This window comes from Alcaligenes phenolicus (genome assembly GCF_032063905.1).
Taxonomy (GTDB): Bacteria; Pseudomonadota; Gammaproteobacteria; order Burkholderiales; family Burkholderiaceae_B; genus Alcaligenes; species Alcaligenes phenolicus.
In genome coordinates this window covers 76651-97498 of sequence record NZ_DAMBOE010000009.1, presented here as the reverse complement: position 1 = coordinate 97498, position 20848 = coordinate 76651, and the positions used below count along the sequence as shown (strand labels likewise).

The 20848-nt window shown below is 57.4% G+C and carries 16 protein-coding genes; 11 read left to right on the top strand and 5 right to left on the bottom strand.

What is annotated here, in order from left to right; translation table 11 throughout:
- Window positions 1-38: 38 nt before the first annotated feature.
- The 10 genes from prpC to efp all read left to right on the top strand — a co-directional run bounded on the left by prpC (window position 39) and on the right by efp (window position 12099).
- Window positions 39-1202, top strand: a complete 1164-nt coding sequence (gene prpC / locus U2949_RS16750; protein WP_321288945.1) for a bifunctional 2-methylcitrate synthase/citrate synthase — start codon at window positions 39-41, stop codon at window positions 1200-1202.
- A gap of 88 nt (window positions 1203-1290) precedes the next feature.
- Window positions 1291-1692: a hypothetical protein gene (locus tag U2949_RS16745; RefSeq protein WP_321288942.1), complete on the top strand. Its 402-nt coding sequence runs from the start codon at window positions 1291-1293 to the stop codon at window positions 1690-1692.
- 11 nt (window positions 1693-1703) lie between these two features.
- Window positions 1704-1979: a GNAT family N-acetyltransferase gene (locus U2949_RS16740; RefSeq protein WP_009457716.1), complete on the top strand. Its 276-nt coding sequence runs from the start codon at window positions 1704-1706 to the stop codon at window positions 1977-1979.
- A 139-nt stretch (window positions 1980-2118) separates the two neighbouring features.
- Window positions 2119-4704: a bifunctional aconitate hydratase 2/2-methylisocitrate dehydratase gene (gene acnB, locus U2949_RS16735; RefSeq protein WP_022983544.1), complete on the top strand. Its 2586-nt coding sequence runs from the start codon at window positions 2119-2121 to the stop codon at window positions 4702-4704.
- Between the two features lie 321 nt (window positions 4705-5025).
- On the top strand, window positions 5026-6192 hold the full coding sequence (locus U2949_RS16730; protein ID WP_321288939.1) for a TRAP transporter substrate-binding protein: 1167 nt from the start codon (window positions 5026-5028) through the stop codon (window positions 6190-6192).
- Between the two features lie 136 nt (window positions 6193-6328).
- Window positions 6329-6961 carry a TRAP transporter small permease subunit gene (locus tag U2949_RS16725; protein ID WP_026484281.1) on the top strand — a complete coding sequence of 211 codons (633 nt, stop codon included), beginning with the start codon at window positions 6329-6331 and terminating at the stop codon, window positions 6959-6961.
- Window positions 6958-8880: a TRAP transporter large permease gene (locus U2949_RS16720; RefSeq protein WP_321288937.1), complete on the top strand. Its 1923-nt coding sequence runs from the start codon at window positions 6958-6960 to the stop codon at window positions 8878-8880. Before U2949_RS16725 ends, U2949_RS16720 begins: the two co-directional genes overlap by 4 nt.
- A gap of 236 nt (window positions 8881-9116) precedes the next feature.
- A complete protein-coding gene (locus tag U2949_RS16715; RefSeq protein WP_321288935.1) occupies window positions 9117-10328 on the top strand; it encodes a DUF2863 family protein in 1212 nt (403 codons plus the stop codon).
- Between the two features lies 1 nt (window position 10329).
- Window positions 10330-11469 carry an elongation factor P maturation arginine rhamnosyltransferase EarP gene (gene earP / locus U2949_RS16710; RefSeq protein ID WP_321288933.1) on the top strand — a complete coding sequence of 380 codons (1140 nt, stop codon included), beginning with the start codon at window positions 10330-10332 and terminating at the stop codon, window positions 11467-11469.
- A gap of 72 nt (window positions 11470-11541) precedes the next feature.
- Entirely contained in the window at window positions 11542-12099 is a 558-nt protein-coding gene (gene efp / locus U2949_RS16705) for an elongation factor P (protein WP_003802564.1), read from the top strand.
- 164 nt (window positions 12100-12263) lie between these two features.
- On the opposite strand, the gene U2949_RS16700 is transcribed toward efp, so the two are convergent.
- Window positions 12264-13412: an iron-containing alcohol dehydrogenase gene (locus U2949_RS16700; protein ID WP_226348602.1), complete on the bottom strand. Its 1149-nt coding sequence runs from the start codon at window positions 13410-13412 to the stop codon at window positions 12264-12266.
- Window positions 13413-13547: 135 nt separating this feature from the next.
- A complete protein-coding gene (gene exaC, locus U2949_RS16695; protein WP_009457732.1) occupies window positions 13548-15074 on the bottom strand; it encodes an acetaldehyde dehydrogenase ExaC in 1527 nt (508 codons plus the stop codon).
- Window positions 15075-15316: 242 nt separating this feature from the next.
- Between exaC and U2949_RS16690 the strand changes: the two genes are divergently transcribed.
- Window positions 15317-17194 (top strand): sigma-54-dependent Fis family transcriptional regulator, encoded by a 1878-nt coding sequence (locus tag U2949_RS16690; RefSeq protein WP_321288931.1) that lies wholly within the window; start codon window positions 15317-15319, stop codon window positions 17192-17194.
- Here U2949_RS16690 and U2949_RS16685 read toward each other — a convergent pair.
- From U2949_RS16685 to U2949_RS16675, 3 genes are all read right to left on the bottom strand, one after another.
- Complete coding sequence (locus tag U2949_RS16685) at window positions 17145-17621, bottom strand: DUF1178 family protein (protein ID WP_026484274.1); 477 nt, start codon at window positions 17619-17621, stop codon at window positions 17145-17147. The genes U2949_RS16690 and U2949_RS16685 overlap by 50 nt on opposite strands.
- An 87-nt stretch (window positions 17622-17708) precedes the next feature.
- A complete protein-coding gene (locus U2949_RS16680) occupies window positions 17709-19394 on the bottom strand; it encodes an ABC transporter ATP-binding protein (RefSeq protein WP_051316343.1) in 1686 nt (561 codons plus the stop codon).
- Window positions 19391-20845, bottom strand: coding sequence for an ABC transporter permease (locus U2949_RS16675; protein ID WP_026484272.1), 1455 nt, complete (start codon window positions 20843-20845; stop codon window positions 19391-19393). Before U2949_RS16675 ends, U2949_RS16680 begins: the two co-directional genes overlap by 4 nt.
- Between the last annotated feature and the right edge of the window lie 3 nt (window positions 20846-20848).

Genomic DNA, 20848 nt, shown 5'->3' with positions numbered 1-20848 from the left:
CAGCCTCGTGCTGGCTGCCCAGCAACCAGGAGACCTTTATGAGCAGTACTGAGAACACCCCTAGCACTGGCTTCAAGCCCAAGAAATCTGTTGCCCTGTCTGGCGTTGTTGCAGGCAATACCGCCTTGTGCACGGTCGGTCGCAGTGGCAATGATCTGCACTACCGCGGCTACGATATCTTGGACCTGGCCCAGGCTTGCGAATTTGAAGAAGTGGCTCATTTGCTGATCCACGGCAAACTGCCCAACCGCGACGAACTGCGCGCGTACAAACAAAAGCTCAAGCGTCTGCGTGGCCTGCCTCTGGCCCTGCAAACCGCGCTGGAAACCCTGCCTGCCCACAGCCACCCCATGGACGTGATGCGTACTGCCGTGTCGGTTCTGGGCTGCGTGCTGCCTGAAAAAGACGACCACAACCTGCCCGACGCACGCGACATCGCCGACCGTCTGATGGCTTGCCTGGGTTCGGCCCTGCTGTACTGGTACCACTACAGCCACAACGGCGAGATGATCGACGTACAGACCGACGACGACAGTATCGGCGCGCACTTCCTGCACCTGCTGCACGGTGAGAAGCCATCGGCCGAGTGGGAAAAAGCCATGCATGTCTCGCTGAACCTGTACGCCGAGCACGAGTTCAACGCCTCCACCTTTACCAGCCGCGTTATCGCCGGTACAGGTTCGGACTTCTACTCCGCGATTGCCGGTGCGATCGGTGCCCTGCGCGGTCCCAAGCACGGTGGCGCAAACGAAGTGGCTTTTGAAATCCAGAAGCGCTACGAGAACCCCGATCAGGCGGAAGAAGACATCCGCAAGCGCGTGGAAAACAAGGAAGTCATTATTGGCTTCGGTCACCCCGTCTACACCATCTCCGACCCACGCAACGAAGTGATCAAATCGGTGGCCAGAGAGCTGGCCGTGGCCGATGGCAACACCCGCATGTTCGACATTGCCGAACGCCTGGAAAGCGTGATGTGGGAAGTGAAGAAAATGTTCCCCAACCTGGACTGGTTCTCGGCCGTGTCATACCACACCATGGGTGTCCCTACTGCCATGTTTACGCCTTTGTTCGTGATCGCGCGTACGGCTGGCTGGGCGGCTCACATCATTGAACAGCGCGTGGACAACAAGATTATTCGTCCTACCGCCAACTACATTGGCCCTGAAAATCAGAGCTTTGTGCCTCTGGATCAGCGCCCATAAGTCACAGATCCTGGGCTATTATTTGCCTGTGATCTAACCCACGGCCCCGCTGCATTGCGCACGCGGGGCCGTCTTGCTGGTGACTTCCATGCTCTCTGAATTTGTACGCTACGCCCTGCCGCTGGCCGGCACCTTGATGATTGCCTGTGCCTTGACCAGTCTGGTCTCCGGTGCATATTTACTGCTTTTCAATCTGCGCCGCAGCAACCAGGTGTTGCGTCATCCCTATCTGGATCAGTACCCCTGGGAAAAACTCAGTTTTTCGCTGAAGGCAGGCGTACTGCTGGATTATTTTTTACGTCTGAACTTCCCCAAACGCCAAAACTCTCTGTTTGGCAATGCCAACCGGCTACTCAAGCACGTGCAACCCGATGATGTCCCCATGGGCATCAAATGGCCCCTGATGGGGCTGTGGGGCGGCTGCTTTCTGGGCATGATCGCCATGCTGGCTGTTTGGGTTCTGATCGCCCTGCACTCCAACCCCACTTGAAGGAGTCTGCCATGACTACCGAGATCCACCACGACCCGCAAGCGCGTCTGTTTTACTGCGACATTGAAAACCGCCGCAGCGTGATCGAATACGAACTGGACGATGCTGTCATGAGCATCACCCACACCCGTGTGCCGCCCGAGCTGGAAGGCCGCGGCATTGCGGGGCAACTGACCCGCTTTGCGCTGGAAACGGCAAAAAACCAACAGTGGAAAGTACGCCCCGTTTGCAGCTATGCCGTGGTCTATTTCCGCCGCCACCCTGAATACGCCGACTTGCTGGCCTGAGCCCGGCAGCATTCAGCTTCCCGTAAGTCTTATATAAGATATAAGACCATTGCTTCGCTGCGCGCTTCAAATTACAATTGGGGCAACACGCGATTTATTGCATTTTCATATCAACCATTTACCGATAGGCACCCGCACTATGCTGGACTCTTACCGCGAACATGTTGCCGAGCGCGCTGCTCTGGGCATTCCCCCGCTGCCTTTGTCGGCTCAGCAGACCGCCGAGCTGATCGAGCTCATCAAGAACCCACCTGCCGGTGAGGAAGCATTTCTGGTCGACCTGCTGACGCACCGCGTCCCCGCCGGTGTGGACGATGCTGCCAAAGTGAAAGCCTCCTACCTGGCCGCCATCGCGCTGGGCACAGAAACCTGTGCTTTGATCAGCCGCGAGCGTGCCACTGAGCTGCTGGGAACCATGCTGGGTGGCTACAACATCAGCCCGCTGATCGATCTGCTGGATTCGCCCGAACTGGGCCAGATCGCCGCTAACGGCCTGAAAAACACCCTGTTGATGTTTGACTCTTTCCACGACGTTCAGGAAAAAGCCGAAAAGGGCAATGCCTTTGCAAAAGAAGTGCTGCAAAGCTGGGCCGACGGCGAGTGGTTCACCAGCCGTCCTGAAGTACCCGAAAGCCTGACCGTGACCGTTTTCAAAGTCACCGGCGAGACCAACACGGACGATCTGTCCCCCGCCCCTGACGCCTGGAGCCGCCCGGACATTCCGCTGCACGCTCTGGCCATGCTGAAGAACCCACGCCCAGGTATCGAACCAGAAGAGCCCGGCAAGAAAGGTCCTGTCAGCTTTATCGAATCCCTGAAAGAAAAGGGCCACCTGGTTGCCTACGTGGGCGACGTGGTCGGTACCGGTTCTTCGCGTAAATCGGCCACCAACTCCGTGTTGTGGTTCACCGGCGAAGACATTCCTTTCGTTCCCAACAAGCGCTTTGGTGGCGTGTGTCTGGGCAGCAAGATTGCTCCTATCTTCTACAACACCATGGAAGATGCCGGCGCTCTGCCTATCGAACTGGACGTTTCCAAAATGGAAATGGGCGACGTGGTGGAACTGCGTCCCTACGAAGGCAAGGCCTTCAAGAATGGCGAACTGATCTCCGAATTTCAGGTCAAATCCGACGTTCTGTTTGACGAAGTACGCGCCGGTGGCCGTATTCCCCTGATCATTGGCCGTGGCCTGACTACCCGTGCTCGCGAAGCACTGGGTCTGCCCCCAACCACCCTGTTCCGCCTGCCACAAAGCCCTGCCGATTCCGGTAAAGGCTTCTCCCTGGCTCAGAAAATGGTTGGCCGTGCTTGCGGTCTGCCTGAAGGCCAGGGCGTACGTCCCGGTACCTACTGCGAGCCACGCATGACCACCGTTGGCAGCCAGGACACCACTGGCCCAATGACCCGCGACGAACTGAAAGACCTGGCTTGCCTGGGCTTCTCGTCCGATCTGGTGATGCAGTCCTTCTGCCACACCGCTGCTTACCCCAAACCTGTTGACGTTAAAACTCACCACGAACTGCCTGCTTTCATCAGCACACGCGGTGGTGTTTCCCTGCGTCCAGGCGACGGTATCATCCACTCCTGGCTGAACCGCATGTTGTTGCCCGATACCGTGGGTACCGGTGGCGACTCGCACACCCGCTTCCCTATCGGCATCAGCTTCCCCGCTGGTTCCGGTCTGGTGGCCTTTGCTGCGGCTACCGGTGTGATGCCTCTGGACATGCCAGAATCCGTGCTGGTGCGCTTCAAGGGCGAAATGCAGCCCGGCGTCACCCTGCGTGACCTGGTTAACGCCATTCCTCTGTACGCCATCAAGCAAGGTTTGCTGACCGTGGAAAAAGCCGGCAAGAAGAACATCTTCTCCGGCCGCATTCTAGAAATCGAAGGTCTGCCCAACCTGAAGATCGAACAGGCTTTCGAGCTGTCCGACGCTTCGGCCGAGCGCTCCGCCGCTGCATGTACCGTGCGTCTGAGCAAAGAGCCCATCATCGAATACCTGAACAGCAACATCACGCTGCTCAAGTGGATGATTGCCAATGGCTACGAAGACGAGCGCACCATCTCGCGTCGTATCAAGGGCATGGAAGCCTGGCTGGCCAACCCGGAACTGCTGGAACCCGATGCAGACGCTGAGTACGCTGCTGTTATCGATATCGATCTGGCTGAAATTCACGAACCTATCGTGGCTTGCCCGAACGACCCTGACGACGTGAAAACCCTGTCCGACGTGTCCGGCACCGTGATCGACGAAGTGTTTATCGGTAGCTGCATGACCAACATTGGTCACTTCCGTGCCGCGTCCAAGCTGCTGGAAGGCAAGCGCGACATTCCAACCCGTCTGTGGGTCGCTCCTCCGACCAAGATGGACCAGCAACAGCTGAGCGAAGAAGGCCACTACGGCGTTCTGGGCGTGGCTGGTGCTCGTATGGAAATGCCCGGTTGCTCGCTGTGCATGGGTAACCAGGCACAGGTTCGCGAAGGCGCCACCGTCATGTCCACCAGTACCCGTAACTTCCCCAACCGTCTGGGCAAGAACACCAACGTGTTCCTGGGTTCGGCTGAACTGGCCGCCATCTGCTCGCGTCTGGGTCGCATCCCGACCCGCGAAGAGTACCTGGCCGACATGGGCGTACTGCAAGCCAATAGCGAAGACATCTATCGCTACATGAACTTCGACCAGATCGAAGAGTTCAAGGAAATTGCTGACTCCGTAGGTCTGTAAGCCCTAGCGCTTGCAAATAACGCCTTCGCCGCTGCATGCGGCGAAGGCGTTTTTCTTTGCCTGTTTGAAATGACTTCCCTCTCAAGAGGCCTGTAAAAAGCCTGCTCAGCACGGTCCACCCGTCGCTAACGGTGCGCTCACCCACACTTATCTGCCCACGGGTATACCCCTATCATCATTGTGGTTACTCCTTATGTACGGCCAGTGTTCGAATCGCATATAAAGCTGAAAGCAAACTGAAAGAAAACTGAAATAACGCTGAAAAATCAGATTGCTGCAGTTTGCTCTCGAACGCTCACAGCCACTTCGGAGACACACCCAATGAGAAACAGGATCAAAAAAAGCACCGCGCCTCAAGCACAAACTGGCGCATCCCGGCGCAAGTTCCTGAGCGGTGCTGCAGCCGGCACCGCGGCTGCAGCAACGATGGGCTTTCCTGCCATCGCTCGCGCGCAGGGTCCCGTCAACTTCCGCTTCCAAAGCACTTGGCCCACCGTCGACATCTTCCACGAATTCGCTCTTGATTTCGCCAAGAAGATCAACGACATGACCGGTGGAGATCTGAAAATCGAAGTTTTGCCCGCAGGGGCTGTTGTACCAGCCTTTGGCCTGCTGGATGCCGTCTCCAAGGGAACGCTGGACGGGGGCCACGGCGTGCTGGGTTACAACTACGGCAAGCAGAACGCCCTGGCCTTGTTTTCGTCAGGACCGGCCTTCGGCATGGACGCCAATATGGTGCTGGCATGGCACAAATATGGCGGTGGCAAGGAGTTGCTGGCCAAGCTTTACGATGCCATCGGTGGCAATGTGGTCTCCTTCCTGACCGGCCCGATGCCCACGCAACCGTTCGGCTGGTTCAAGAAGCCCATCACCAAGACTGAAGACCTCAAGGGCTTGAAGTTCCGCACCAATGGCCTGGCGATCGATCTGTTCACCGAAATGGGCGCTGCCGTCAATGCGCTACCGGGCGGTGAGATTGTGCCAGCGCTGGACCGTGGCCTGCTCGATGGTGCGGAGTTCAACAACGCCGCCTCGGACCGCGCTCTAGGCTTCCCGGACGTGTCCAAGGTCTGCATGCTGCAAAGCTTTCACCAGGCCTCGGAAACCTTCGAGATCATGTTCAACAAGGACAAGTACAACGCCTTGCCGACACAGCTGAAAGCCATCGTCGACAACGCTGTGGAGGCCGCATCGGCCGACATGTCCTGGAAAGCAGTTGACCGTTACTCGCAGGACTACCAACGCCTGCAAAAGGAAGACGGCGTCAAATTCTACAAAACGCCCGACACCATCCTGCAGCAACAACTGGTCGTGTGGGACCAGATCGTTGCCAAAAAGGCCGAAACCAACCCCCTTTTCAAGGAAATCGACGCATCGCAACGAGCGTTCGCGGCACGCGCCATGGCGTGGGACATGGACACCAACAATAACCGCCGTATGGCCTACAACCACTACTTCGGTCGCAAGGCTACCCAAGCCAAGAGCTGATCCCTAGCGGCAATCGCACTGCGTCATCCCGTCCAGCCGGATGTGGATGACGTCTCCCCCTACCCCAGGCCGGCCGCGTTCCACCCCGCAGCCGACACGCATCAGACCCTTTCCGCGCTAGCAAGGTGAACCTACCATGCAGAAAATCCTGGTCTTCATCGACCGGTTCAATACGTGGATAGGCCAGTTGTTCGGCTGGCTAGTCCTGGCATTGACCCTGTTCGTTTCCTTCGAAGTCTTCTCTCGATACGTGTTGTCCAACCCGCATGCCTGGGCCTTTGACATGATGAACATGCTGTACGGCGGCCTGTTCATGATGGCCGGTGCCTATACGCTCTCCAAGAACGGCCATGTCCGCGGGGATGTGCTGTACGGTTTTTTCCCGCCCCGCCTGCAGGCGGGTCTGGACTTGATCCTGTACATCCTGTTTTTCATTCCCGGGGTGGTCGCCATGTTCTGGGCCGGCTACTACTTCGCTGCCGAATCCTGGGCCATCACGGAGCACTCGAACATCACAGCCAACGGGCCGCCCATCTACCCATTCAAGGCCATCATCCCGCTGGCCGGTTTCTGCCTTCTGCTGCAAAGTTTCGTGGAAATGGTGTACTGCGTGCGCTGTCTGCGGGACGGGAAATGGCCTTCGCGCGATAAGGACGTTGAAGAGGTCGATGTAGACAAGCTGATGGATATGGTGGACGTCAACAGCGACGATATTAAAAAGCTGGATGCCTTTGTCACAGGCGACGGCAAGAAAGGGAGTCCAACATGAGAAAAGAGATCTGGTTCGGACTTACCATCTTGATCGGCATCGTCCTGAGCATTGCCGTATTCATGCCGTCCCCAGCAGATATGACTAATGGCCATTTGGGCCTGCTCATGCTGGCCCTGATTGTCGTCACCATCATGCTGGGCTTTCCCACTGCCTTCACCCTGATGGGAATGGGAGTGATCTTCACCTGGCTTGCCTACCGCGACATGGGGACACAGCAAGCGATCCAGCAGACCCTGGACCTGATGGTTCTGCGCACCTACGCCGTCATGACCAACGATGTGCTGATTGCGGTGCCTCTGTTCATCTTCATGGGCTACCTGGTTGAACGCGCCAACCTGATCCAGAGCCTGTTCCAGGGCATGCACCTGGCCATGGCACGAATTCCAGGTTCGCTGGCTGTAGCCACTATTGCCACCTGCGCCATCTTTGCCACGGCCACGGGTATTGTGGGTGCAGTGGTGACTCTGATGGGTCTACTGGCCATGCCCGCCATGCTGCGAGCGGGCTACAGCGTACAGCTAACGGCTGGCTCCATTACCGCAGGGGGCTGCCTGGGCATTTTGCTGCCCCCCTCCGTACTCCTTATCCTGTACGGCGCCGTCGCGGGTGTCTCGGTCGTGAAACTGTATGCCGGGGCCTTCTTCCCCGGCCTGATGCTGGCTGTCCTGTACGTGGTGTACGTCATCATTCTGGCCAAGCTCAAGCCCAGTGTCGCGCCTCCGCTTTCCGCGGAAGATCGGATCGTGCCTCTGCCAGCCTTCGCACAAACCATCAAGGAGACCATTACAGACCGTGCTGTACCCGGCCTGATCAGCGCCATGAAGGGCCCTCGCAACGTCGACGTGCCCATGACGCTGCTCTTCAAGAATCTGGGCGTGGCCTTGCTGCCCGCTGTGATCTTCATCGCTGTCATGGGCTTTAGCTATCAGTCGGTCACTGCACCCAAAGTAGCCGAGCACTACGAGCTGCAGGAAATGGGCGGCGGTTTCAATAACTTCGACAATGACTACAGTGGCGGTGGGCTGGCAGAACCTCCGGGTGCCGGCGGTTTATCCGAACCTGAAGGCAGCGAACCTCTCGTGGCGCTGGGTGCCAGCGAACCGGGCGCAGAAGCTCCCGCAGCTGCAGCAGAAGCCACCGAAGAAACCACTACAGCAGAGCGCCAGGCCGCGCCCATGACATTCTGGATCTTTCTGATCGTGGGCAGTCTGGCCTTGTTGTGCTACTACGCCATGCTGAACTTCGCACGGCTGGAAATCTTCAAGATGCTGCTCAGCTCCTTCTTTCCGCTGACCATGCTGATCCTTGCCGTGCTGGGCAGTATTATCGCTGGCCTGTGCACTCCCACCGAGGCGGCGGCCTTGGGTGCCTTGGGCGGTATCCTGCTGGCCTTCGCCTATCGCCGCTTGAACTTCTCCATGGTGCGCGAATCGGTTTACCTCAGCGCCAAGACCAGTGCCATGGTCTGCTGGCTGTTCGTCGGATCCAGTATTTTCTCGGCCGCCTTCGCCCTGCTGGGCGGTCAGGAACTGATCAATGGCTGGGTGCTGTCCATGGATCTGACCCCCATCCAGTTCATGATCCTGGCGCAGATTGTTATTTTCCTGCTAGGTTGGCCGCTGGAATGGACAGAGATCATCATTATCTTCATGCCCATCTTCCTGCCACTGCTGGCGCACTATCAGATCGATCCTCTGTTCTTCGGCCTGCTCGTCGCCCTGAACCTGCAAACAGCATTCCTGTCACCACCGGTTGCCATGTCGGCTTTCTACCTGAAGGGCGTCTCGCCACCCCATGTCACCCTGAACCAGATTTTCCTGGGCATGATGCCCTTCATGGGTATCCAGATCCTGGCGATCATCATCCTGTACCTGTTCCCTGGCATCGGCCTGTGGCTACCTAGCGTGTTGTATTGATCGCAACCTGCCAACATCGGACCGGGCCCGACGCCTCCCCCTCTATCGCAGGGGAGGCGTCGGGTGCAAGGAGGCAGCCCCTCGCGTACATGCCTGATAGGTCACAAATTATCGCCAGCCTCTATTTTGCAAGCACCAGAACTCTACTAGCCGCCCCCTAGGGGCTACCCTCATTCACACACCCCGGTCGTGGCAAAGGGTAAACTAGCTTGTCCCTCTCTCGGTTTTGTATGTCCATGTCGCAACTCAATTCCAAACTGCTCGCCCAACAACCCAAAGAAATCCAGCGTCTGATCAATTACACCGACGCACTGGTACGTTCCGGCTCGCAGATCGAAGATCGCTATTGGCAAGGGCTGACTGCTCAATTGCTGGACAAGCTCTATAGCGGACGCCGCAATACAGCGGTTGAACAGACACTGGAACTGCTGGGCAGCCAGCAACAAAACCAGCATTACGAAATCCTGATGGAGCTGGCCGAGTCCCACGCCGAATGCCAGCAAATCGAGCATGACGGCGTGCTGTACGACGCCCTGCTGTTTTCAGCCCCGCTGACCGCCTGGACACGCTATCAACTTCCTCAGGGAATCCTGAAACCCCAGCAACACAAGGAACTGGAAGAAGCCTTGCGCGCCACAGTTCTGGCCGAAGGCACAATGTGCGCCCTGCTGCCCAATCTGGTCAATTACGACGAGATGCCGCAGACCTACCAGCAGGCTTACGCCTGGACGCGCAGCCTGACCGCGCAAGCCTTGGGCCGCAGCCAGGAGCCTGCTCCACTGAACAAACCCGAAGAAGCCAGCAGCCTGTTGGCCGACGCCCGCTTTCTGATTGGTGTGGTTATGGCTCCGGTCGGTCAGCCCCTGTTTCGCTGGCAGCAATCCAGCGACAATCTGCAAGCCGACCATCTGCGCTGGGTAGAGCAATGGGTGGAGCGTTACTCCGCCATCGTCACACCGTTATTTACCGGCTGCCAGCTGCAGTTTCTGGCTCCCAACGCTTATTACGTCAATAACCGCGAGTCGGACCGCGAGATTCGCCCACTGGCCCTGAAGGCTGGCATCACCTGGCTGCAAACAGCGGTGAAACTCCCGCCTGACCATTTGCGTGCGGTCATCATCGCTTGCGGCGAAGAGCAGATCGAAGAGTATCGCGTGGGCTTTAGCACCATTTCCTCGCCCACCGTGATTTATGGCTGTATCTGGCCGGTGTTGAGCCAGGAGGAGGCCGAGTCCTCTTTCCACAGCGATGACCATATCGACATTCCGGACGTGATTGCCGCCCTGCTCAGCACCCTGGGCCTGGTGCAGATTCAGCGCCTGCCCGGCCTGCACTCCACCGAGACCTGCGACGATTGCAACGCGCCCTTCTTCCCGGACATCAACGGCGAGATGCAGCACCCGGAACTGCCGGACGAAATCGATCTGGACCCCGTACAGCTGCACTAAATTGAACACCGTTACTGTTTCCCAACCTGTATCCATAGACCTGTTTTGCCGTGTTATCGACAATCTGGGGGATATAGGCGTGTGCTGGCGGCTGGCCCGTCAGTTAGCTGCCAAACCCGAGGTCGCCCAGCTACGCCTGTGGGTAGATGATCTGCACAGCTTCAGCCGTATCCAGTCCGAAATTCAAAGCGAACGGCAAAGCCAGCAACTGCAGGGCGTAGATATTGAGCATTGGCACGACGCGCGCCAAGAATACCCCGCAGCACATCCCTTCGTGATCGAGGCCTTTGCCTGCGAACCGCCCGAAGCCATGACACGGCAACTGACGGCAGATAGCCATGTGTGGATCAATCTGGATTACCTGAGCGCCGAACCCTGGGTACAGGGCTGCCACGGCCTGCCCTCCCCACAAGCCGGTGGTGCGAACAAATATTTTTTCTTTCCCGGCTTTGTCCCGCAAACAGGGGGGCTGCTGCGTGAAAGCGATCTGCTGGCCCGTCGCGATGCCTTTCAACAGGACGATGTCGCCTACCAGGCCATGCTGAGTCGTCTGGGCATGGCGCAGGAGCACATTCAAGCCCTGCTCCGGGGCGAGATGCAGCAAATGTTCCTGTTCTGCTATCCCGATGCGCCCGTCCTGGCTCTGCCCGAAGTGCTATCCACGCTAAAGCAGAAAACCCTGCTGCTGGTGCCCGAGTCTGTTGCCCAAGGTATCCCGGATCTGGAGCAAGGCCACTTGCAAGTTCAGCGCATCCCCGCCGTGAATCAGGCCGATTTTGATGCCCTGCTCTGGCGTAGCGCACTGAATATTGTGCGTGGCGAGGACTCCCTGGTACGCGCCATCTGGGCCGCTCAGCCCATGCTATGGCAGCCTTACGTGCAGGAAGAACAGGCCCATCTGGACAAGCTGCAAGCCTGGCTGGATACCGGCAATTTGCCCGAGCCAGTTCAAGCCCTGCATCTGGCCTGGAGCAGTGCGGATCAGAGCGGCGCGGCCGCTGCCTTGAGCCGCTGCCTGGAACCCCAGGTGTTGCGTCTATGGCAACAAGAAGCCCGTGCTTATAGTGAAAAACTGGCTGAACAAGCCGATTTGGCCAGCAGTTTGCTGAGTTTTTACACCCAAGTCGCCCGAAAACGCTAAAATAGCAGATTACCTCTTAAAAGCTCCCTGACACTGCGTTTGGCGGAGCCTGTCCCATTCGGAGTTTTTTTAATGAAAACCGCACAAGAACTGCGCGTTGGTAACGTCGCTATGGTCAATGGCGACCCTCTGGTCGTTCAGAAAACGGAATACAACAAATCCGGTCGCAACTCCGCCGTTGTCAAATTGAAGTTCAAGAACCTGCTGACCGGCTCGAACAGCGAAGCCGTGCACAAAGCTGACGAAAAATTTGAAGTGGTCCAGCTGGAAAAGCGCGAATGCACTTACTCCTACTTTGCTGACCCCATGTACGTCTTCATGGATGAAGAGTACAACCAGTACGAAATCGAAGCTGAAAGCATGGGCGACGCCCTGGATTACCTGGAAGAAAACATGTCCGTTGAGGCCGTTTTCTACGAAGGTCGTGCTATTTCGGTTGAACTGCCCACCATCATCGTGCGCGAAATCACCTACACCGAACCTGCCGTGAAAGGCGATACCTCCGGTAAAGTGCTGAAACCCGCCAAGATCAACACGGGCACCGAAATCAGCGTGCCTTTGTTCTGCAACATCGGTGACAAGATCGAAATCGACACCCGCACTGGCGAATACCGCAGCCGCGTGATGTAAGAAAGACGTCGTGCCGCCCAGTGCGGTACGCGCAAAAAAAAGGGGCTGTTTTTACAGCCCCTTTTTCCTGCCTGCCAGATTGCTAAAAATACTGAGCAACCGAGAAAGGGGCAGCATTCACTTAGCACCAAAATACTTATCTGCCCCTTGCTCTTAGCACAGCATTACCTCACCCCAAACGCCTCCTCAAATATCCCCATAATCGTCTTCTTATCCGTCTGAATCGGATTAGTCGCACCACAGACATCCTTGAGCGCGTTATCCGCCAGAACCGGGAAATCCTCCCGCTTCACCCCCAATTCTTCCAGCGACTTCGGAATCCCCACAATATCCGCCAGCTTTTTAATCGCCGCGATAACATCCAGACCTTTCAGATCGGCATTGTTATCCGATAGCAGCTTGCCGATTTCATTCAGGCGCTCCCCTGCCACCTGCATATTGAAAGCCTGGACATGCGGCAACAGCAGAGCATTACAGACACCATGCGGCAGGTCATAGAAGCCCCCTAATTGGTGCGCCATGGCATGTACATACCCCAGCGATGCGTTATTGAATGCCATCCCGGCCAGGAACTGCGCATAGGCCATTTGTTCACGGGCTTTCTTGTTATGTGGCTCGCGTACAGCAACAGGAAGGTATTTAGCGATCAGCTCTACCACTTTCACCGCACACGCATCGGTGATGGGAGTAGCGATTGTGGAAACGTAAGCTTCGACGGCGTGAGTCAGTGCATCCATGCCAGTGGCGGCGGTTAGCGATGCGGGCATCCCTTCCATCAGGTCGGAGTCGTTTACTGACAGGAAAGGTGTGATGTGGCGGTCGATGATTGCCATTTTTACGTGGCGGGTTTCATCAGTAATGATGGTGAAGCGTGTCATTTCCGACGCGGTGCCTGCTGTGGTGTTGATAGCCAGCAATGGCAGTTGTGGCTTGGCGGACTTATCTACGCCTTCGTAGTCAGCGATCTTGCCGCCGTTGCTGGCGACCAGGGCGACGCCTTTGGCACAGTCATGCGACGAACCACCGCCCAGGGACACGATCAGGTCTGCGCCGTGTGCCTTCAAGGCATCCAGGCCTGCATTGACGTTACCCACGGTGGGGTTAGGCTGCACCTGATCAAAAATCGCGGTATTGATACCTTGTGCAATCAGCTTGTCAGCCACCAGTTTCGCCATACCCAGCTTGGCCAGATCGGCATCAGTAATGATCAGAGCTTTTTTAAAGCCCATTTTCCCGACAATAGGCATGGCCTGATCCAGTGCGCCGGGGCCAAGAATATTGTGCGAAGGGATAAAGAATTCCGAGACTGTCATGGTGCGTATTCCTTATTGATGATCGAAGAGATTCCTTGCGGCCCTCTGAGATAAAGACATAGCAAGCGCGCAAGAAGGGCATCCCCCCATATTGCATGGGGGGAGGTCGGACAACACTACGAATAGATCAAAGGATCAGAAGAAGCCCAGGGCGTTCGGGCTGTAGCTGACCAGCAGGCACTTGGTTTGCTGGTAGTTATTGAGGGCCATCTTATGGGTTTCGCGGCCGATACCGGATTGCTTGTAGCCACCGAAAGCGGCGTGAGCAGGATACAGGTGATAGCAATTGGTCCAGACTCGGCCAGCTTCAACCCCACGGCCTACGCGGTAGGCACGCGAGCCGTCGCGGCTCCAGACACCAGCACCCAGACCAAACTCGGTGTCGTTGGCGATGGCGATGGCTTCTTCTTCGTCCTTGAAAGTGGTCACAGCGGCCACCGGTCCGAAGATTTCTTCCTGGAAGGTACGCATGCTGTTTTTACCCAGCAGCATGGTGGGGCTGATGTAGTAGCCATTATCCAGGCCTTCACCCAAACGATTGCGTTCGCCACCGGTCAGGGCTTGTGCGCCCTCTTCCCGACCGATATTGATGTAGCCCAGGATGCGCTCCATCTGTTTCTCGGACACCTGCGCGCCCACCATTGTCCCGGCATTGAGCGGGTTGCCGGTCTGAATACGTTTGACTCGCTCGACGGCACGCTCGATAAAGCGCTCGTAGATGGATTCCTGAATCAGGATACGCGATGGGCATGTGCAAATCTCGCCCTGGTTCAGGGCGAACATGCTCAAGCCTTCCAGGGCCTTGTCCAGGAAAGCATCATCAGCCTGCATCACGTCTTCAAAGAAGATGTTGGGGCTCTTGCCGCCCAGCTCTACCGTAGCGGGGATCAGGCGGTCAGCTGCGGCGTGCAGGATTTCTCGGCCGACGGGGGTGGAGCCGGTGAAGGCGATTTTGGCGATGCGCTTGGAGTTGGCCAAGGCATGGCCTGCTTCTTTACCGTAGCCGGTGACGACGTTCAGTACGCCAGCGGGCAGCAAGTCACCGATGATTTCCATCAGCAGCAGGATGGAAGCGGGAGTTTGCTCGGCGGGTTTCAGGACGATGGGGCAACCGGCCGCCAGGGCGGGGGCCAGTTTCCAGGCGGCCATCAGCAGCGGGAAGTTCCAGGGGATGATCTGGCCGACCACGCCGATAGGCTCGTGGAAGTGGTAAGCGACCGTGGTACTGTCCACATCCGAGATGCTGCCCTCTTGGGCGCGCAGGCAACCGGCAAAGTAGCGGAAATGGTCGACGGCCAAAGGCAAGTCGGCCGCGCGGGTTTCACGGATAGGTTTGCCGTTGTCGATCGTTTCGGCAACCGCCAGACGTTCCAGGTTTTGTTCGATACGGTCAGCAATGCGCAGCAAAACGGCAGAGCGCTCGGCAGGCGGGGTATTGGCCCACTGGTGGCGCACCTTGTGCGCGGCGTCCAGAGCCAGGTCAATGTCCGCTGCACCCGAGCGGGCCACCTGGCAAAACACCTGCCCGGTGACGGGCGAGACGTTATCAAAGTACTCGCCTTCGACCGGCGGCACCCAACGTCCACCAATGTAGTTGTCGTAACGGGATTTGAAAGGGAATTCCAGATCCAGGCCCATGGATTTGAGATCGGACAGATTCATGATGTCTCCTTATTGATTTAGTTCGGTGCCACAAGAGGTGCACCGCAGGGAAAGGTTAGGGGTGCCTTTATCCTGATTTAACTAAAGCAAATAACGTGCCAAACTAGCTAGCGATTGTCCCGACTCGATCCTGAGCTCGCCCGCCTCCATAATGGAACGACCTCCAGTCGCAGGCTGCGACAACTACTGTCGCAAAACGCGAGCACTGTTGCAGAATGCGACACCCCTCCCGGAGCACACTCATGACTTCTCTACACTCGTTTTGCCCGCAGACCAACGAAACCATGTGGCGTCAGTCCTGGGAGCGCTGTCAGACGATGGAGTCGGAGTTAAGCGCGGAACCTCGGGACATGAGCCAAGGTGCGCTGCGACAGTTGCTGGAACAACAGCATCACTTGTTGCATCACTCCTCGGCAGCGGTACAGGATCTGGCGGCGCTGGTGCACCCGCATCGCAGTCTGGTTTTATTGTGCGACGCACAAGGCACGGTCTTGCAACAGGCGGGCGATCCGCATTTTCTACAACGGGCCGAGCAGGTGGCCTTGCGTGCAGGCGTGAGCTGGGCCGAGAACCATCGTGGCACGAATGCAATTGGCACCGCGCTGGTCTGCGCACAGCCCATCAAGATTCACGGCAGCCAGCACTATCTGCCTGACAACCGGATTCTTAGCTGCCACGCCGCCCCCATTTACGACCCTTACGGCCAGATCATTGGAGTGCTGGATATTTCCGGACCCTCGGAGCTGGAACATCACTACGCGCTGGATTTGGCGCAGCTGTATGCCCGCCAGATCAGCCGCCAGATGCTGGAGTCGCTGTGCACGCCATCCCGCCGTCTGCTGCATCTGCATACCGACCCCGGCCTGCTCAATAGTGCTTTTAGTGGTCGACTGGTTCTGGAGGACGACACCATTGTGGCGGCCGATGAGTTGGCCGCCCGCATGTTGCGCCAGGACTGGCAAGAGCTACCCGGCCAAGACTTAAGTTCAGTACTGGAACAGGCAAAAAGCACGAGTCGGCCCGTAACGCTGCACCTGAGCACGGCCGCTAAAACCCCGGCTCCGGCCCGCGCGGTACAGGCTCGGACCGAGACAGCAGAAGCAACACAACTGTCCCCTCAACAGGAAAAGGCGCTGGAACCGGCGTTGCGAGCCATGCAAATGGGCCTGTCCATCTTGCTCAGCGGCCCCAGCGGCTCGGGCAAAGAGCGTATGGCGCGTGAGCTGCATCGCCGTCACAAGTCGCAGTCCGGTCCTTTTGTGGCGATTAACTGCGCCGCCCTGCCCGAAACCCTGATCGAAGCCGAGTTGTTCGGGTATGAAGCCGGTGCGTTTACGGGTGCGCGCCGTCAGGGCTATGCAGGCAAATTCCGTCAGGCCCATGGCGGTGTGCTGTTTCTGGATGAAATTGGCGATATGCCAGTGGGTTTGCAAAGCCGTCTGCTGCGGGTTCTGCAAGAGCGCGAGGTGCAGGCACTGGGTTCGGAACGCACACACAGGCTGGACTTCCAGCTGATCAGCGCCAGCCATCAACCGCTGGAAAAACTGGTACGCGATGGCCGCTTCCGTGCCGACCTGTACTTCCGGCTGCAAGACTATATCTGCACGGTCCCCAGCCTTAGAGAGCGCAACGATCTGGGCGATTATATTTCTAAAGAACTGGCTATTCTGGCACAAGGCCAGGCTGCTCCACAGCTACATCCCGAAGCACTGCAAATACTGCAGGACTACGACTGGCCGGGCAATTACCGCCAGTTACGATCGGTGCTGCTGCAAATCATTGTGCAAGATTTTCCGGGGCGGCTCTGGCTGGCCCAGGACCTGCCTGCCTTGCCATGCTTGAATGCAGAACACCCGGTGCTGGTCCAAGAGCCTGCCATACCGGAGATTCGGAACACTCTGGAAACCAGCTCCCTTGACTCCCCCAAGCCACAAACCCTGAAGGAACAGGAATACGCCGCCGTGCAGCAGGCTTTGAAACAACATCGGGGAAATATTTCACGGGCGGCACGATCCTTGGGACTGCATCGCAGCACCTTGCATCGCAGACTGAAAGAAATGTCGCAGTTATTTACTGCAGGCGGTCATCATCCAGAAAGTCCGGAATCGGCATGGCAATAATGCCGTCGTCGGCCAGTTCCTGATACTCCTGCACCGTGGCCTGACCACGGATTGCGCGTGGCTCAATGTCGCCCTCGTGCATGCGGCGTGCTTCCTGGGCAAACTGGGTGCCCACATTGTCCGACTTGCGTATTACCGAACGCAGCTCTTGTAAAAGCTGACCTTGAATCGCCCGCATTTGCGCTTCGGTAGGCATGGTTGAAGGCAAGGGAGGCGGAACCGGAGCACTGGCAGGAGCGCCAAGGCTTTCCTGCGCACCTACATTGATACGTGGAGCCGAAAGTTTGCGTTTGACCTCGTGGCTGTCACAGACGGGGCAACACAAGAGCCCACGACTGATCTGCTCATCGTAACTTTCGCGTGAGCTAAACCAACCCTCGAACACATGGCCGTGTTCGCATTCAAGATCAAAAACCTTCAGACTCATAATGTGTGTATCAATGGGCGGACAGACCGCCGTATTGTGACATAGAAGTGCCGGACTAATTATGGCAAGTCCGGCATGTGGCGCGGCTTAACGGGGAACAGCGGCCAGCAGACGCTGCGTCAACTCTTCCTGCGGATGGAACAGAACGTGCTGTGCGCTGCCCTGCTCCACGATGCGTCCCTTGGCCATGATAGCAATTCGATCGGCCAGATACTCCACAACCCCGAAATTATGGGTAATGAACAAATAAGCCAGCCCCAGTTCCATTTGTAACTCACGCATCAAATCCAGAATCTGCGCTTGTACGGACACGTCCAGGGCCGAGGTGGGTTCATCGCAAATCAGAACGGCGGGCTCTACCGCCAAGGCACGGGCAATAGCGATGCGCTGACGTTGCCCGCCCGAAAACTCATGTGCGTAACGATCCAGGGCATTCTTGGGTAGACCGACTTGGTCCACTAAAGTTTCAATTCGTTTACGACGCGCCTTAGTGTCCAGCTCGGGACGCAGCGCGGTCAGGCCTTCCAGGAGAATATCCCCCACCATCATGCGCGGATCCAGCGATCCATAGGGATCCTGAAAAATGATCTGCAAACGTGAGCGCAGTTGCCGCAAGGCCTTGCCTTTCACTTGCAAGACGTTCTGCCCCTGCATCTGCACCTGCCCGCTGATCTGAGCCTGATGATCCAGCAAGCGCATCAAGGTACGTGCGACCGTGCTTTTACCGCAGCCCGACTCGCCGACCAAAGCCAGGGTTTCGCCCTTGTGCAGTTGCAGGCTCAAGTCTTTGACCACGGGAATGACAGGCAGGCGTCGCCACCAGGAGCCAGCCTGCTTATAGGAAACAGACAAGCCCTGAATATCCAGCACCAGCTCTTTGCCGCTATTGCGCGGGGGGACTGCTTCAATGGGCGCAGGGGCACGGGACAAGGGACGCCCACGTTTCTCAAAAGTGGGAATGGCATTGAGCAATTCACGAGCATAAGGATGACTAGGACGTAAAAAGAACTGGCTTGCCAGCCCGGCTTCCACTATTTGTCCGTGCCGCATCAAGGCCACATAGTCGGCATACTGTTTGACCAGCAGCAAATCGTGCGTAATCAGCAAGATAGCCAGGCCCATCTCTTTCTGTATATCAGCCAGCAACTGCAGAATCTGCGCCTGAACCGTTACATCCAGCGCGGTGGTTGGCTCGTCAGCCACCAGCAAATCAGGTTCCGCCGCCAAGGCAATAGCAATCATGATGCGTTGCTTCTGGCCGCCAGAGAACTGGAATGGAAAGTCATCGTAACGCTGTGCGGCACCGGGGATGCCGACACGTTCCAGCCATTTGATGGCCCTTGCCCTTTCCTGCCCCGCAGGAGCCACACCATGACGACGAATCACCTCGCTGATCTGCCGGCCAATGGACATGACCGGATTCAGGCTGGTGGACGGCTCCTGAAAAATCACGCTGATGCGTTTACCGCGCACATCCTGCATTTGCTGTTCAGGCAAAAGGGGCAGTTCCAACCCCTCCAAGGCAATTTGACCGGATTGCATCCAGGCGGCTTCGGGCAAGAGGCGCAGGATCGCCATGGCCGTCATGCTTTTGCCGCAGCCGGACTCCCCCACCAAGGCAAAGGTTTCACCGCGCTGCACGGCCAAAGACAGATTACGCACCACACTTTGCACACCGGCATCGGACTGCACACGCAGTTCCAGACCCTCGATATTCAGCACGGCAGGCGTTGCAGCGGGCTTCACGGCGGAGACATTTTCAAGCTCGCTCATACCTTGGCTCCTCCTGGACGACGTACTCGCAAAGCCTTGAAGCGACGAGTACGAGGGTCAAACGCCGTTTGCACCGCATCGGCAAAAATGTTCGCAGACAGAACCAAACCCAGCATCATCACAAAAGCCCCGGCCAGGCCCCACCAGATGATCGGGTCGCGGGACAGCTCGCTACGGGCGGCGTCAATCATGCGCCCAAAGGATGGCATGCTGGGGTCCACACCAATACCCAGATAAGACAACACAGCCTCGTACAGCACCAGGCCGGAGAACTCCAGAATCAGGGTGATCAGCACAATGTGCATGACGTTAGGCAGCAGGTGACGGAACATGATGCGCAGATGACCGACACCAAAGGCTTGGGCTGCCTGAACGTAGTCCAGCTCGCGCAGCTTCAACACCTCGGCCCGCAGCAGGCGGCACAGGCCCGCCCATCCGGTTAACCCCAGAATCAGGCACAGCATGAACAAGCGCAGATCTGCGCGAGCGGCCACGGTGTCGAAGCTATCGGGATGGGTGTCGATATAGACCTGCATCATCAACACGCAAGCGGCGATCAGCAGCACGCCAGGGATGGAAGTCAGCGTGGTGTAAATGTATTGAATGACATCATCCACCCAGCCCCGGAAGTATCCAGCGGCCAAGCCCAGAATGATGGCAGGTGGCAGCATGGCGAAGGTGGTCAAAGTGCCAATCACCAAAGCCGTGCGTACACTTTTCAAGGCTTGCCAGATGATGTCGTTACCCGTGCGATCCGTGCCCAGCACGTAGTAATTCGCGCTCAGGCTCAGCACCAAGCATAGCAGTATCACCAGCACGCAGGCACTGAACCAGACCAATCGCCAATTCACCAAACCCTGCCCTTGCCACCAATAACGCCAAGCCGCGCCCCAACCCGGCTCCATGGATTGCTTGCGCCCCCAAAGCGTCAGCAGAACAGCCAGTAGCACGCTGCCCAGCACACCCCAGGCCAAACCTTTGGCGCCTAGCTGCAAAATATCGTGTCTATGCGCGGCAGGCGTATCCATACCCACCCCGGCATTGACCAGACGCGGAAAGTCCCGCACGGGCTTGCCATCTATCAGCATGCTTTCTTTGGTCAGTTGAAAGCGGGCCAAGGGAGCAGAATAGGTTTTTTCCACCTCGGTCAGACCTGCCATCTTCAACACATCATCCAGGGCTGAACGGGCCACAGGAGCATAACTGGGTGTGCTGGCTTCCTGCCCGGGAGCTGCAGGCAAAAGCGGCCGATAATGAATGGAGTCCAGCAAACCAACCAGCAGAAAAAAGACCAGAAAAACCGCGGCACACATGGCCGATGGCGTACGCGCCACACTGGCCCAGGCCGAGCGCAAGGCAGGCCGCTTGACGACACGCCAGGTGTAGAGCGCCATGGCCAGAAACAGTGCCAGCACAAAGGTATCGGTCCAGAGAAAGACGAACTGTGGCATGGC